Origin of the sequence: Streptomyces sp. NPDC002328, from assembly GCF_042890065.1 — a bacterium.
Taxonomy (GTDB): domain Bacteria; phylum Actinomycetota; class Actinomycetes; order Streptomycetales; family Streptomycetaceae; genus Streptomyces.
Genome location: NZ_JBIARQ010000006.1, coordinates 142,036 through 156,651 on the forward strand (window position 1 = coordinate 142,036; position 14,616 = coordinate 156,651).

11 protein-coding genes are annotated in these 14,616 nt (G+C 70.7%); 2 read left to right on the forward strand and 9 right to left on the reverse strand.

The genetic code is table 11. From position 1 onward, the window contains the following. Positions 1 to 2 precede the first annotated feature (2 nt). From ACFYX4_RS17990 to ACFYX4_RS18005, 4 genes are all read right to left on the reverse strand, one after another. Positions 3 to 266, reverse strand: coding sequence for a DUF6406 domain-containing protein (locus ACFYX4_RS17990; protein ID WP_389333425.1), 264 nt, complete (start codon positions 264 to 266; stop codon positions 3 to 5). After that, positions 263 to 1,684, reverse strand: a complete 1,422-nt coding sequence (locus ACFYX4_RS17995) for a C2 family cysteine protease (RefSeq protein WP_389333428.1) — start codon at positions 1,682 to 1,684, stop codon at positions 263 to 265. The genes ACFYX4_RS17990 and ACFYX4_RS17995 overlap by 4 nt, the downstream gene beginning before the upstream one ends. Positions 1,685 to 1,695: 11 nt before the next feature. Continuing rightward, entirely contained in the window at positions 1,696 to 4,470 is a 2,775-nt protein-coding gene (locus tag ACFYX4_RS18000) for an ATP-binding protein (protein ID WP_389333431.1), read from the reverse strand. Between the two features lie 638 nt (positions 4,471 to 5,108). Next, positions 5,109 to 5,465 carry a hypothetical protein gene (locus ACFYX4_RS18005; RefSeq protein ID WP_389333434.1) on the reverse strand — a complete coding sequence of 119 codons (357 nt, stop codon included), beginning with the start codon at positions 5,463 to 5,465 and terminating at the stop codon, positions 5,109 to 5,111. Between the two features lie 21 nt (positions 5,466 to 5,486). Between ACFYX4_RS18005 and ACFYX4_RS18010 the strand changes: the two genes are divergently transcribed. Next, positions 5,487 to 6,413, forward strand: coding sequence for a M48 family metalloprotease (locus ACFYX4_RS18010; protein ID WP_389333437.1), 927 nt, complete (start codon positions 5,487 to 5,489; stop codon positions 6,411 to 6,413). Between the two features lie 21 nt (positions 6,414 to 6,434). Further along, positions 6,435 to 8,651 (forward strand): hypothetical protein, encoded by a 2,217-nt coding sequence (locus tag ACFYX4_RS18015; protein ID WP_389333441.1) that lies wholly within the window; start codon positions 6,435 to 6,437, stop codon positions 8,649 to 8,651. A 62-nt stretch (positions 8,652 to 8,713) separates the two neighbouring features. On the opposite strand, the gene ACFYX4_RS18020 is transcribed toward ACFYX4_RS18015, so the two are convergent. The 5 genes from ACFYX4_RS18020 to ACFYX4_RS18040 all read right to left on the reverse strand — a co-directional run bounded on the left by ACFYX4_RS18020 (position 8,714) and on the right by ACFYX4_RS18040 (position 14,389). Continuing rightward, positions 8,714 to 9,166, reverse strand: a complete 453-nt coding sequence (locus tag ACFYX4_RS18020) for a heat shock protein transcriptional repressor HspR (RefSeq protein ID WP_389333444.1) — start codon at positions 9,164 to 9,166, stop codon at positions 8,714 to 8,716. A gap of 5 nt (positions 9,167 to 9,171) precedes the next feature. Continuing rightward, complete coding sequence (gene dnaJ / locus ACFYX4_RS18025) at positions 9,172 to 10,356, reverse strand: molecular chaperone DnaJ (protein WP_389333447.1); 1,185 nt, start codon at positions 10,354 to 10,356, stop codon at positions 9,172 to 9,174. A 33-nt stretch (positions 10,357 to 10,389) separates the two neighbouring features. Then, positions 10,390 to 11,043 carry a nucleotide exchange factor GrpE gene (gene grpE / locus ACFYX4_RS18030; RefSeq protein WP_389333449.1) on the reverse strand — a complete coding sequence of 218 codons (654 nt, stop codon included), beginning with the start codon at positions 11,041 to 11,043 and terminating at the stop codon, positions 10,390 to 10,392. Then, positions 11,040 to 12,890 carry a molecular chaperone DnaK gene (gene dnaK / locus ACFYX4_RS18035; RefSeq protein WP_389333452.1) on the reverse strand — a complete coding sequence of 617 codons (1,851 nt, stop codon included), beginning with the start codon at positions 12,888 to 12,890 and terminating at the stop codon, positions 11,040 to 11,042. The genes grpE and dnaK overlap by 4 nt, the downstream gene beginning before the upstream one ends. Positions 12,891 to 12,985: 95 nt before the next feature. Then, positions 12,986 to 14,389, reverse strand: a complete 1,404-nt coding sequence (locus ACFYX4_RS18040; RefSeq protein WP_389333455.1) for an MraY family glycosyltransferase — start codon at positions 14,387 to 14,389, stop codon at positions 12,986 to 12,988. Positions 14,390 to 14,616: the final 227 nt, after the last annotated feature.

A 14,616-nucleotide genomic window follows, 5' to 3' on the forward strand; every position in this document is an offset into this window, starting at 1 on the left:
GGTCACTTGACCCGAGCGAGTACCACCGTCCAGTCGCCCGTCGGTGAATCGAGATTCTCGATCCGGTCGAGCTTCCATTCCTGATCTCGAACAGGGAAAACGTCGCCGGGCACCAGGGAGTGACGCGTGTCCGTACCTCCGGCACCGACGGAAAGCCTGACCGTCGGTGCCTGGCCCGCAGGGGCATAGACGTGGATGACGCTGAAGCTACCGATGTCCCGGTTGGCCTGTGCGTTGGGCGTGAGGGCGATTTCCCGAGTGCTCATTTCGGATCCAGTGTGGTGTAGAGGGGAAGACAGCTGTCTTTGAATTCCTTGAAGGTCAACGGCTGCGGATGGTCCCTGTTGTGGGGGTTCCGCAAGTGGATGAACCCCCGGTCGTCCACTTCAGTCACCTCATAGGCATGGCCGCCGATGAGATCCTTCGGCAGCGGTATCTCCTCCTTCGACGGTTTCCGCGTGCCGACCACGATGGGACAGCCGGCGTCGAGCTGTTCGGCGAAGTGGTCCATGACCTGTCGCCTGACACTACGACCTTCGTAGTCATAGCCCGTGGGCAGATCCCACGTCTCGGCCGGCTGGCCGGTCAACTGCACCATCAGTTCCGCGCGTTCGCCCGACTTGGTGCCGTCGTCCAACCGTACGTAGCCGGCGCGCAGCTCATCCGGCCGGTTGTGGGTCATCTTCCATGACGCGCCGCGCTCCTCGGACCACGTCTGGTCGACTCCGGCGACCGCTTTCTCGAGGATGGGAGCCCAGGCCGCCCCCGTGTCCACCGAGTCGGCGAAGGCGGGTCTGTCGGGTATCTCGTCGTGCACAGGGAGATCAGCGGTCACCGTCAGTCTGACGACGTTCCCCGTCGGCTCATATCTGCCGACGCCCACACTCTTCGCCTCATGGAAGAGCACTTCGTAGGTGCCGTCCTCGTTCTCCTTGACGCAGTTCATAATGTCCTGTGGACGATGTCCCGCGACTGCGCCGAGCGTCGCGATGACACCGCAGTCCCCGAGCTCGCCCTGCTTGCTCTGTTCCCGCGTCGGCACCCCCTCGAAAAGAGGTGTCCGTGTGCCGTCCGGCCGGTCCAACGGGGTGCCGTAGCGGTCTGGTGGGTACATCTTCTCGGGTACCTGGAAATCAGGTTTGTCGACGGAGTCTGAAATCTCCCGCACCCGGTCGGCGCCACCGCCACCGAATACGCTCTTCACCCGATCCAGAAACTCTCCCCGCACCAGAACGTCGTCCGCGGACGCCGTGACCGCTTCCTCGGCCTCTTCCAGCTCTGTGGGTTCAGCGGGTTCTGGGGATTCTGGGGGTTCAGCAGCAGGCTCGGCGGACGCAGCAACTTCAGCGGGCTCGGCGGGCTCGGCGGGCTCAACACCCTCGGCATAGCCGCGATGACTTCTGTCGCCTGAGGCGTCCGCCGAACCGCCGTGTTCCCCCCGAACGCCGGGCTCCTCAGGTTCCTCCTGCCCTTCGAGCTCCACTTGCCTTTCGGGCTTCTCGGCTTCCTGGAATTCCTGAGGTTCCTCGGGATCCCCGACATCCCCGTGCTCCTCGGCCTCTTCGACCCCCTGATGCTCCTCAGGCGCCTCGGGCTCCGCTCGCGTGTCCTTGGAGTCGGGGAACTCGGGAGCCGAGATCCTGTGGTCCGACGCCGCCTCGGATTGCGCCTCCGCGGTGGTCAACTCGTTCAATCTCAACCCCCAGTGGGCGACTCGGGCACGACAGGCTTCCGGATCTTGCGGTCGAAGCACGACAAGGTCTGGGAGAAGCGCTTGGCCCACTCCTCCGAGGCATCAGGGCACCCCACCACCCCCTCCAACACCGACGGCTCGTACCGCCCGTGGTAGTACACCCGCGTCTTCGTCCCCTTGCGCGCCCTGAACCGTGGTTCGGCCACCGGGCACGGGTCGTGGCCGTCGAGTTGGGCGCGCATCATCGCGGCGACGTGTCCGGCCAGGCCGACCGGGTCGTCGGGGGCGCCGACGCGGCTGTGGACGGCGCGGTCGGCGGCCTGGCCGATCGCGCAGTCGAGGAGGCGGCCCCGGTACGGCTCCAGATCGCGGCGCATCTCCTCGCCCGGCAGCGGAGTCGTCCAGCCCAGCAGATGGGCCGCCACCGCCATCTCCGCCCACAGCGTGACGCGCAGTTCGGTGCGTTCCGTCAGCCGCTGGGCCCTGCGCAGTTCACGCAGGGTGCACGGAGCCGTCGAACAGTCCGCGCCGCACGCGGAGCTGCGGGCGCCCGTCAAGGCAGCCGCGGACGCCGGCCGGACGGCCCCCGTGTCCTCCCGATCCGTCCCGTCCCGCATCCGCACCAGCAGCGGATAGTCCATGCCGTCCGTGAAGACGGCCGCCTCACCCGGACGCAGGGTGACCAGGTACTCGGACTGCGCGGCCGTGATGTTCATCGTCGCGCCGACCGCCTCACGGTCGTCCTGCGCCGGCAGCCGGTGGACGACCTTGGCCGCGGTGTTCTTGATGACGTCCGGGAGCAGCTTGCTCGGGATCTGGTCGGCGATGACCAGGCCCTCGCCGTACGCCCGGATCTCGGCCAGAAGTCCCGCGAACATCTCGACCGCGTGCGCGCTCGCGCCGCCCTCCTCCGCCCGGCGCAGCAGCCGGTGCGCCTCTTCGAAAACGCTCAAATGGCGTAGAGGGAAGGAGAGTTGCCGGGTTACGCGCTGCTCCATGCGGAGGTACTCGACGAGCCGGATGAGGATGGTGCCCATCAGGAACGCCTTGTCCTTGTCGTCGCCCACGTCCTCGATCTCGAAGACGACGTTGCGGCGCAGGAGTTCACCGAAGTCGAGCGGTCGGCCGCCTTCCAGGAAGCGTCCCGTCGTGCCGAGCCGCAGGCTGGCCAGGCGGATCTTGATGAAGCCCTGGACGTTGTCGGCGACCTCCTTGCCGTAGCCGATGTCCGAGACGACCTGGAGCGCCGTGTGCTCCAGGTCCTCGAGGGTCGGATAGCGCGGCTCGACGCCCGGGAACGTCGGCTCCCCGAGTGTGAGGTCCCAGCCCAGGTCCTCGTAGCACCGGGTCAGCGCGGCGCTCAGCACCTGCGGAAACGGCTCCTGCGGGTCGAAGGAGGCCAGGAAGAGTGCCCGCACCATGTCGAGGTGGGTCTGGAGCGGGAAGCGCTCCCCGTTCGCGTACGCCGACGGCTCCAGCGGGTTCAAACCGGCCGGCAGGGCGTCCGGGTCGCCGGGCTTGAGCACCACGACTTCGCTCGTGTCGCCCAACCGCGCGGACATGAACCGGTACTCGGCCTTCGCCGGCTCGACCACCAGCCACGGTATGCCCACGTGTGTGGCCGCCTCCAGCAGCCCGCGCACGGTCTGCGACTTGCCGCCGCCGGTCGCTCCGCACACGAAGGTGTGCCGGTTGAGGGTGGAGCGGGTCAGTTCGAGGTCGCCGACGGGGCTGCGGTTGCGGTCGAGGACCGAGCCGAGCCGGACCGGAGGGGCTCCGGCCGGCGCCGGACGGCCGGCGGTCTCGGGCGTGACGTCGAACTCCGGCCGCAGAGCGAACCGGACGCCGGGTATCTCCCGCGCCGGGGGCCGGGCGAGAGCCGCCAGGAGGTCCGAACCGGCGTGGAAGGGGTACTCCTCGGGCGCGGGCAGGACGCCGCCGAGCGCCGTGGGAAGGTCGCCGACCCGCCCGGTCGGACGGAGCGCGTACGGCAGTCCCTCCAGGTCCGCCGATGCGCACAGCAGGGAGGCGACCCGGGTCGCCTCCTCGGGGGTGCGCCCGCCTGCCAGCAGCCGTATGCGCCACAGCCCGGTGGCCGCCGCCTTGGCCAGTTCCCTGTGCCTGCGCTCCAGCCTGGCCGCGGCGATGGCGTACTCGGGTGACCCCTCGGCCTTGGTCTGCGCTCTGCGCCGTTCGTCGGCCACGTCGCCGGTGAGCTCGTCGAGTTCGGCGGCCGGCACCGGTTCGGCGAAGGCGAGCCAGGCGAACGGCTCCTGCCAGACGCCGAGGAGACAGTCCTCCAGCGTGGGCCGCTGTACGGCGCCCGCGGGGTTCGCGGTCCTCGGCTCGTCGTCGACGAGCAGTCCGTCGGTCACCCCGGCGACCGCGCTCCAGCAGGGGAACGCGGCCATCAGGGCGGCTGCCGCACCCTGCTGCTGCCGCTGTCCCCGCGCCCCCGCGGGCAGCCGCAGCAGGGCGGTGGCACCGCCGTCCTCGTCCGTGCGGCCGCCGTGCAGGGCCCCGCCTCCGATGACGACGTCCAGCGGACCGTCCGCCGTGCGGCGCGCCCAGCCGACCGCCACCGCGCCGCCGGCCGGATCGTGGGGGTGCGGCGCATGGTGGGCGGCGACGAGGGCGGCGAGGCGCTGCGCCCGCAACTCGTCCTCGCTGCCGACGGGCCGGTCCTCAGTGGGGCGTTGGCGCGGGACCTCGCGCAGCAACGAGGTCTCAAGGCTGGCGAACCGCTGCCAGGTCGCGCCGGGTGAGGCGTCCGTCATGCCTGCCCGGACCGTTCCGGGCCGCGCCCCGCGGGCGCGCTGGGAGCGGGGTCGGCGTCAGCCCGCCCGGGACGCTTGAAATCCCTTGCCCAGTCGCGGAGTTCGCTCCGGGGAACGTGTGATTCCGTCCGTGGTGACGATCTGCGCGACGGCATGAAGAACTGGGCGGCGTCCTCGGCTTGGGCAAGCTCCGGCGCGAGCAAGGTGGTTCGCAACGTCTCCCCCGTTGTCGATCTTGCGCCCCACCCTAGAGGCACCACGGAGCGGGGCCAAGCCTTGCAACTGTAACGTCGACTTTCCCACTACCAGGTGGACTTGGGATGCCGATTCATGCACCATGTTCCGGCTGCTGATCAATGACTGACACCCGCTTCGGCGGGTACGGGGGCGAGTTCAATCATCAGAGGCGTCTTTTCTGCCGCCCTCGGGACGGTCATTTCTCACCTGTCCACATTTGAGCGCCTTCACGGTGCTCATGTCTCTCAGGGCGAACTCATATGACCTATCCCGTCGACCCGCGCCAGCCGCAGAATCCTTACGGCGGCCCCGGCGACCCCAACCATCAGGCCGGCCCGCCGCAGGCCCCCGCGTACCCGCCAGGGCCGCCGCATCAGGCGCCCCATGCGGCGCCGCCTGCCTCACCGCCGTCCCAGCCGCCTTATCAGGGCGCACCTCCGGTACAGCCTCCGTACCAGCCGGCGCCTCCGCAGCAGCCGCCGTACCAGGGCGCGCCTCCGACGCAGCCGCCGTACCAAGCCGGACAGCCCCAGCCGCCGTACCAAGCCGGACCGCCGCAGCAGCCGTACGGCGCGCCGCCGCCCCCGCAGCCGGCGTACCAGCAACCACCCCACCAGGCCGGACCGCCGCCCCAGCAGCCGCCGTATCAAACCGCGCCCCAGCAGGCCCAGTTCCAGCCCGGACAGCCGGCCTTCGCGCCGCAGCAGCCCGCCTACGGACCGCAGCAGTCGTTCGCGCCGCCGCAGTATCCGCAGCAAGCGCCGCCGCAGGCACCCCCGTTGACGCAACCGCAGCAGCAGCAGCCGCAGTTCGTGGTGGTCCCGGATGCCGGCGCGAGCCCGCAGGTGCGTCGCGGCGCGGACGTCACGTCGGTGGTCAGCCTGCTTCTCAACCTGCCGCTCTTCCTGGGCAGTCTGCTGGTGATCTGGCTGATCTCCCGCATGATGCCGAGCGGTCTCGACACCGCCTTCGTCATCGCCTGGCTCGCCTCGGGCGCACTGGTCTTCCACCGGCCCACCGAACGCGGCCTCGCACGACTGCTGTTCAAGATGCGCCGGCCCACCGGCGCCGAACTGGCCGCGCTCCAGCCCCTCTGGGACGACGTCACCCGGCGGGCGGGAGTCGACGGCTCGCGGTACGAACTGTGGATGGAGGACACCGACGAGCTCAACGCCTCCGCCGCCGCCGGGCACCTCGTCGGCGTGACGCGCGGAGCGATGCGGCAGCCGCCGCAGCACCTGTCGGCCGTGCTCGCCCATGAGCTGGGACATCACGTCGGCGGTCACTCCTGGGCCCTGCTGCTCGGCCACTGGTACGCCGTACCGGTCCGCATGCTGATGACCGTCGTGAAGTTCGTGCTGCGCTTCCTCTTCTACTTCACCGCCGAGCTCTCCTGTCTGGCTGTCGGCGTCTTCGTCCTGATCTTCGGCTCCCTCGCCGTGGCGACCTTCCTCGCCTTCCCGCCCGCCGTCGCCCTCTACACGATTCCGTTCCTGCTCGCCTGGTCCGGACGGCAGAGCGAACTGCGCGCCGACCGGTTCGCCGGCCGGCTCGGGTACGGCCCCTTGATGATCGAGTTGTTCACCGGCTGGCAGGCGGAGGGGCATGACGACGCCGCCCGCAAGGCGAGTCCGGTCGCCCGGCTCATGTCCACGCATCCGCCGCTCCACCAGCGCATCCGCGCGCTCGAGACCTTCGTCTCCTGACCGGCCGGGGGCCCCTCACCCATGACTGTCGACAGCACCGAAGCCGGCCGGCTCGGCCGCTACCTGCGTCTCTTCGATTCCGGCCGGCGTATCGGCTGGGCCTACCGCGACCCCGAGTCGCTGCGTCAGCCGTTCGTCGAACCGGAGCCCCAGCGCGAGCAGGTGGCGGTCGGGTACACGAACCGCGCGGAGGCCGCCCGGCTCGACCGCGAGGACAGCCGGAACTCCTCCCTCAAGATCGGCGGCGGTGTCGCGGCCGTCTGCCTCTTGCTGAGCTTCTTCGCGGGCACCGTCATGGTGGTCGCCGGTGTGGCGGCGATCGGCGTCGCCCTGATCCGGATCTCCCTGGCCTCACGGCGGCACACCGTGGCCACAGGAGACCTGACGACCCGGCAGAGCGACCTGGAGCAGCGGTTCCAGTCGTCCTGGCAGGTGTGGCAGCAGCGCCGGCAGCACCACGAGACCCAGCAGACGCAGTGGGTCGGCGGTCTGGACGCATGGGGCGCGCTGCCGGTGGGCACGGACACCCGCCGCCTGGACGTGTTCGGCGGCAGCCAGCGGGGCCGCGAGGGCTTCCTCACGGTCTTCGGCACGTCCACGCTGCGCGAACGTCCGCTGATCGTCGTCGATCTGACCCAGGCCCTGGTGTGCCGGGAACTGTCCGTCCTCGCCGAGGCCGCCGGGGTGCCCGTCGACGTGCAGCTGCTGCCCAGCCGGATGGCGGAGAGCGGCATCGTCGGCGGTCTCGCACCCCAGGAACTGGTGCACGCCCTGGTGGAGGCGGCGCACGGCGACAATCCGGAGGCCGGCCGGGCCGAGCGGGCGGTCGACACCCGGATCCTCACCCAGCTGTGCGGGGCGCTCGGCGATGACGTCTCCCTGGCCCGGCTGGGCGCGGGCCTGCGCGTCCTGCTGGGCGAAACCGACGACACCAAGGCCCTCAGCCGGGATGAACGCAACCGCATCGCGGACGACCTGCTCAACGACAAGAACAAGGACCACGTACGGGACAGTCTCTTCCGCCTGTCGTCGTTCGTGCACCCCTTGGAGCAGCTCGGCACCGCCCGCGGGGAGCGCGGACCGGGCTACCTCACCTGCCTCGCCCTGGACTTCGGCGCGATGTCGGCCGGCACGGAACTGCTGGCGGACCTGGCGGTGCAGAGCGTGATGCGGCGGCTGTCCTCCTTCCAGGAGACCGCGCCGTCGGTGGTCGTGGCGCTCGGCGAACAGGGCATGCAGCGGCGGCATCTTGAGCACATGGCGCAGGTCTGCGAGCGCCGCGGCGCCCATCTCACCGTGCTGCACCCGCACTTGCGGGACGCCGCCGAGCAGATGATCGGCGGCGGCACGGTGGCGTTCATGCGACTCGGCAACCACCAGGAAGCCAATGTCGCGGCCGACTTCCTCGGCCGACACCACTCCTTCGTCATGCACTCGCTGACGGACACCGAGGGCAGGACCGTCAACACCTCGGTCGCCAAGACGATCGGCTCGTCCGTCAGCAGGGGCACGACGTACAACGAGTCCGTCACCCGCGGACACAACTGGGGCAGCAGCAGCTCCACCAGCTACCAGGGCGGCGCCAATCCGTTCTCGTCGTCCAGCTCCACCAGCTCCGGTGGCAGCTACAGCGAGACGACGGGCACCTCCACCAGCGTCACGTACACCACCAACGAGTCCACGACCCACACCACGGGCGACAGCGACAGCACCAGTCTGGCGACCGGGCGACAGCGCGTGTACGAGTACGCCGTCGAGCCCACACAGCTTCAGGCGCTCGCCGAGTTCAGCGTCCTGGTGGTGGAACGGCAGCCCGGCGGCTCCGTGTCGGTGCACGCCGGCGACTGCAACCCGAACATCGTGCTGCTCGACCGGGTGAGCATGAGCCCTCTGCCGCAGTTCGCGCTGTCGGCCCAGCCGCAGCTGCCGGCGCAGGCGTCAGCCCCTGCGACGACGGCACCCGCGGCGCAGACGCACTCGCCGCACGCACCGGTGACCCAGCCGGCGTACGCACCACCGCCCCAGCCCGGGTACGCGCCGCCGCCCCAGCCGGCAGCTCCTCAGCAGCCCGGGTGGCCGTCCTCCGGGTCCGAGGCCCGCCCCGCGGCAGACGGACGTACCTGGGGCTGGCCCCAGCAGCAGTCCGCGCCGCCGCCCTCCGAGCAGCCGCCGAACGGCTGGGTCCAGGGGCCGTCTCCGAACTGGCCGGGGCAGCACCCGGGCGGTGGGCCGCGGTAGCGCTGTCCGAAGCGCCGCTCGAACAGCGAAAAGGCCGGGAGGCGTCATGCCTCCCGGCCCTTTCAGTCGGCCTGTTGCTGGCGTTTGGGTCGCCACACCACCAGCGCGCTCGTCTGCTGTACCTCCTGGTACGGCACCAGATCGCGTCGGTACGAGGCGTGCACCGCCGCCTCCCGTTGCTGCATCGCCGCCGCGGCGCCGTCCAGGGCGGACTGGAGTTCCGCCACCCGGGACTGGAGCGCGGCCACCTGGTTCTCCAGCTCGATGATCCGCTTGATGCCGGCCAGGTTGATGCCCTCGTCCTGCGACAACTGCTGGACGGTGCGCAGCAGTTCGATGTCGCGGGCCGAGTAGCGCCGGCCCCGGCCGGGCGTGCGGTCGGGAGAGACCAGGCCCAGGCGGTCGTACTGGCGCAGCGTCTGCGGGTGCAGGCCGGAGAGCTGGGCCGCCACCGAGATGACGTAGACCGGGGTTTCCTCGGTCAGTTCATACGGGTTGCGTCGACGGCCGTCCATGCCTCTCATGCTCCCTTCGCCGCCTCGAACAGCTCCGCGCGCGGGTCCTCGCCCTCGGTCGCCTCGCGGTACGCCTCCAGCGCGTCACGAGCCTTCCCCGAGAGGTCCTTCGGGACACTCACCTCCACGGTGACCAGAAGGTCACCGCGGGTGCCGTCCTTGCGGACCGCGCCCTTGCCCCGCGCGCGCATGGTGCGCCCGTTGGGCGTGCCGGGCGGGAGCTTCAGGGTCAGCGAAGGGCCGCCCAGCGTGGGCACCTTGATGTCGCCGCCGAGAGCCGCCTCCGTGAACGTCACCGGCACGGTCACCGACAGGTTGTCGCCCTTGCGGCCGAAGACCGGGTGGGCGTCGACATGGACGACGACGTACAGGTCGCCCGCCGGGCCGCCGCGCTCGCCGGGGGCGCCCTTGCCGCGCAGCCGGATGCGCTGCCCGTCGGTGACGCCCGCGGGGATGCGGACCTGCATCGTGCGGGAGGACTTGGCGCGACCGCTGCCCGAGCACTCCATGCAGGGGTGCTCGGCGATCAGCCCGCGGCCCTTGCAGTCGGGGCAGGGGTCGGTGAGGGAGAAGCCGCCGCCCGAGCCCCGCGCCACCTGGCCGGTGCCGACGCAGGTCGGGCACACGCGCGGTGTGCCGTTCTTGTCGCCGGTGCCGGAGCAGGCCTTGCACGGGGACTGGGAGGTCATGCGCAGCGGGACCGTCGCACCCTCGATCGCCTCGGTGAAGCTGAGGGTGACCTCGGTGTCGATGTCCTGCCCGCGCCGGGGCTGGGTGCGCGCTCCCGTGGTGCCGCCGCGGTTGAACAGGCCCCCGAAGACGTCGCCGAGCCCGCCGCCGAAGCCGCCGGCTCCGCCGCCCTGGCCGCCGCCCTGGGCGCCCCCGAAGAGGTCGCCCAGGTCGAAGTTGAAGGAGCCGCCGCCCGCGCCCGGCCCCGGGCGGAAGCCGCCGTTGCCGAAGAGGGCGCGCGCCTCGTCGTACTCCTTGCGCTTCTTGGGGTCGCCGAGGACGTCGTTCGCCTCGGAGATCTCCTTGAAGCGATCCTCCGCCTTGGCGTTCCCCTTGTTGGCGTCCGGGTGGTACTCGCGGGCGAGCTTCCGGTACGCCTTCTTGATCTCGGCCTCGGTGGCGTCCTTGGGGACGCCGAGGACCTTGTAGTAGTCCTTCTCGATGAAGTCCTTGGTGCTCATCCTCGACGTCCCTCCTTCCTCATCGGTTCAAGCTCAGCCCTCGTCCGGGCCACCGCTCTCCTTGTCGTCGGCCGTCTCGGCGTCCTCGGCCTTGACCGTCTGGGCGCCGGGCTGCGGTTCGGCGACCGCCACGCGCGCGGGGCGGATGGTGCGTTCGCCGATCCGGTACCCGGGCTGGAGAATCGCCACGCAGGTCGTCTCGGTGACGTCCGGCGCGTAGCTGTGCATCAGGGCCTCGTGGATCGTCGGGTCGAAGGGCTCGCCCTCCTTGCCGAACTGCTGGAGGCCCATCTTCGCCGCGACGGTCTCCAGCGACTCGGCGACCGACTTGAAGCCGCCGACGAGTTCGCCGTGCTCCCGCGCGCGGCCGATGTCGTCGAGCACGGGCAGGAGCTCGGTCAGGAGGTTCGCGATGGCGATCTCCTTGACCGCGATCCGGTCGCGTTCGACCCGGCGGCGGTAGTTCTGGTACTCGGCCTGGAGCCGCTGGAGGTCCGCGGTGCGCTCTCCGAGCGCGGTGCGCACCTGGTCCAGCTGGGCCACCAGACCGGCGGTCTGGTTCGCGTCCCCGGCCGGGGCCGCCCCCTCCGCCGCAGCGGGGGAGTCGGCCTTCGGCTCGGCGTCGTCGGGGGTGGCGCCGGAGGGGACGTCGGGCTTCTCGTCGAAGCCCGGGGTCTCCTCCGTCACGCGGCACCGTCCTTGCGCTCGTCGTCCACGATCTCGGCGTCGACGACGTCGTCGTCGGCCGCCTTGGCGCCGCCGGCCGCGGCGCCCTCGGGACCGCCCGCGGCCTGCGCGGCCTGGGCGTCGGCGTACATGGCCTGACCGAGCTTCTGCGAGACGGCGGCGACCTTCTCCGTGGCCGTGCGGATCTCGGCGGTGTCCTCGCCCTTGAGCTTCTCCTTCAGCTCGCCGACGGCTTCCTCGACCTCGGTCTTGATCTCGCCGGGGACCTTGTCCTCGTTGTCCTTGAGGAACTTCTCGGTCTGGTAGACGAGCTGCTCGCCCTGGTTGCGGGCCTCGGCGGCCTCGCGGCGGCGGTGGTCCTCGTCCGCGTACTGCTCCGCCTCCTGGCGCATGCGGTCGACCTCGTCCTTCGGCAGCGAGGAGCCGCCGGTGACGGTCATCTTCTGCTCCTTGCCCGTGCCCAGGTCCTTCGCGGTCACGTGCATGATGCCGTTGGCGTCGATGTCGAAGGAGACCTCGATCTGCGGGACGCCGCGCGGCGCCGGCGGCAGACCGGTCAGCTCGAACATCCCGAGCTTCTTGTTGTAGGCCGCGATCTCACGCTCGCCCTGGTAGACCTGGATCTGCACGGACGGCTGGTTGTCCTCGGCCGTCGTGAAGATCTCGGAGCGCTTCGTCGGGATCGTGGTGTTGCGCTCGATCAGCTTGGTCATGATGCCGCCCTTGGTCTCGATGCCGAGGGACAGCGGGGTGACGTCGAGGAGCAGGACGTCCTTGACCTCGCCCTTGAGGACACCGGCCTGGAGCGAGGCGCCGATGGCGACGACCTCGTCCGGGTTGACGCCCTTGTTGGCGTCCTTGCCGCCGGTCAGCTCCTTGACGAGCTCGGCGACGGCCGGCATACGGGTCGAACCGCCGACGAGAACGACGTGGTCGATCTCGGAGAGGTTGATCCCGGCGTCCTTGATGACGTTGTGGAACGGCGTCTTGCAGCGCTCCAGCAGGTCCGCGGTCAGCTGCTGGAACTGGGCGCGGGTGAGCTTCTCGTCCAGGTGCAGCGGGCCTTCGGCGGACGCCGTGATGTAGGGCAGGTTGATCGAGGTCTCGGTGGACGAGGACAGCTCGATCTTCGCCTTTTCGGCGGCCTCGCGCAGACGCTGGAGCGCCATCTTGTCCTTGGCGAGGTCCACGCCGTGACCGGTCTTGAACTGCTGCACCAGGTAGTCGACGACGCGCTGGTCCCAGTCGTCGCCGCCGAGGTGGTTGTCGCCGTTGGTGGCCTTCACCTCGACGACGCCGTCGCCGATCTCCAGGAGGGACACGTCGAAGGTGCCGCCACCGAGGTCGAAGACGAGGATCGTCTGGTCGTCCTTGTCGAGGCCGTACGCGAGCGCGGCCGCAGTGGGCTCGTTGACGATGCGCAGGACGTTGAGGCCGGCGATCTCGCCGGCTTCCTTGGTCGCCTGGCGCTCGGAGTCGTTGAAGTAGGCCGGGACGGTGATGACCGCGTCGGCGACCTTCTCGCCCAGGTACGCCTCGGCGTCCCGCTTGAGCTTCTGCAGGATGAAGGCGGAGATCTGCTGCGGGTTGAAGGGCTTCCCGTCGAGCTCGATCTTCCAGTCGGTGCCCATGTGGCGCTTCACCGAGCGGATGGTCCGGTCCACGTTCGTGACCGCCTGGCGCTTGGCGACCTCGCCGACCAGCACCTCGCCGTTCTTGGCGAAGGCGACGACGGACGGCGTGGTCCTGGCACCCTCGGCGTTGGTGATGACGGTGGGCTCGCCGCCCTCCAGAACGCTGACGACGGAGTTAGTCGTGCCCAGGTCGATGCCGACCGCACGTGCCATGGTGATCTTCCTCCAGCTGACTTGAGTGGAACGGACTCAAGTGTGCACGAGGCTCCCCGCTCGGTCAACAGACCTGAGTCGAGAGGGCTCAACTCTTATCCGTTCCTTACACGCAAGGGCCCGCCGACCTGGGAGGATGCCACGCGGCGGGGTGCACGCACGGGTGATTCCGCCGAGCTGCGAGGGGGATTCACCGCGGACACAGGTTGACGCCGCGAGCGCTGCCGGCCCTTCCCGTCCACCTCCGCCGCCGCACGCCGCTCCGCCTCCGCCGCACGACGTTCCGCGTCGCCCGTACGACGTCCCGGCTCACCCGCGCGGGGCACCGCGGCCTCCTTCGCGCGGCGTACGGCGCCGCCTCCCGCGCGGCGCGCGGCGCCGTCCCCCGCGCGACGGACGGCCCGGCGGACGGCGCCCTCACCGGAACGCCTCTCACGGGAACGCGCCTCTCCGCCCCGCCCCTCCGCGAAACGCCCCTCCGCGAAACGCCCGTCCACGGAACGCCCCTCCACGGAACGCCCTTCCCCGCCCCGCCCGTACACCGGCACCCGCCACAACCCCAGGACGACGACGCAGGTCACGCCCCCCACCCACAGCACGGCGGGCGCGTCCGCCCAGCCGGAGTGCACGAGCACGCCGACGAGCACCCCCGCGAAGGCCGCGACGCCGATGACGATCGTCACTCCTTGGGGGGTCAGGCCGAGCCGCCGCAGCCGGTGGGCCATATGGTCGGGGCCGCCCCGCAGCAGCGGCCGGCGCGCGACGCGCCGTGCCAGCAGGACGAGGACGGCGTCGGCGACGGCGACCGCGGTGAGCGCGAACAGCACGCCCGCGCCGGTGGCCGCCTCCTGCCCCGCACACGCGGACACGGCCGCCGCGGCGAGCAGGAACCCGGCGAAGAGCGAGCCGCAGCCGCCGAGCGCCACGCGCGCGGGTGGCCAGTTGTGCATCAGGAACCCGGTGAGCGCGGCAGCCAGCACGCTGAGCAGCACCGACAGTCCGTCCATCACCTCGGCTGCGGCGCACGCCCCGACCCCGAAGGCGGTGACGACACCGACGGTGCCGGCCACCCCGTCGGCGTGGTCGAGGGCCCGGAAGGCGAGCGCCACGCACGCGATCCAGCCGACGGCCGCGATCCCCGCGAGCGTGCCGGTGTCGCCGTACGGCACGACGAAGGCCGCCGCCACCGCCGTACCGAGGACGAGGAACCACGTCTTGAGCCGCCACAGGTCGGCGATCAGCCCCAGGACGGCGACCCCGGCGCCCGCGGCGAGCAGCGCGCCCATCCCGTCCCGGAGCGGAGCGAAGCCGGTCCACTCCCCGGCGGCCACGACCAGACACGTGGCCAGCACCACGGCCACGCCCCCGGACAGCGGAACGCGCCGCTGCCGGTGCCGCCGGTCGAGCAGCCCGAGACGCAGCGCGGGCGCGCGCAGCAGCACGGCGAGGACGGCGGAGAGGAGCAGGGCGGTGGTGGCGGCGGCGATCCCGTAGAGCACGGATATAAATTAGTCATGAAAGTACCAATTTGGTACGAATAACACGGTCGGGATGGGGCGGATTTCTGAGGTGACCCTCAGCGATCCAGATCACCCCGCACCCGGCTACAGTGCGGCGGAAGATAGGGGTAGTCTCAGACGGACTGCATAAGTTACCGCTTAGTAATTTCGGGTACTCGTCGTACACGGCGTACGCATCGCGCGCGTCGAACGCGTCCGCACGCGTC